Origin of the sequence: Streptococcus sp. HMSC072D07 (assembly GCF_001814835.1) — a bacterium.
Taxonomy (GTDB): Bacteria; Bacillota; Bacilli; order Lactobacillales; family Streptococcaceae; genus Streptococcus.
Window position 1 is genome coordinate 1 of the sequence record NZ_KV818054.1, and the last position, 298, is coordinate 298.

Annotated in this window: 1 pseudogene; it reads left to right on the top strand. The window is 38.6% G+C overall.

The window, feature by feature from the left end:
• A pseudogene (locus HMPREF2991_RS11170) lies at positions 1 to 298 on the top strand (AI-2E family transporter); the annotation flags it as partial.

Genomic DNA, 298 nt, shown 5'->3' on the forward strand with positions numbered 1-298 from the left:
TATATCAGGAGCAATCTCTCTCTTTGATGTAACATCAACCTTGATTTATGGTGCTGTTATTGCTTTTGTGCTTAATGTTCCTATGAAAAAAATTGAACAGTTCCTAGTTAAAATGAAGGTAAAGGCAGAGTTGTGTCGTCCTATTGCCATGGTTCTTGTTTTCCTAGCTCTTATCTTGATCGTGATTGGTCTTTTGGTTTTGATACTGCCAACCCTATCTCAGACTATTAGTCAGCTGGGAACAGTCCTTTCAACTGTCCTCACTAAACTTGGGAAATTGCTAGACAGCTCGGAATTT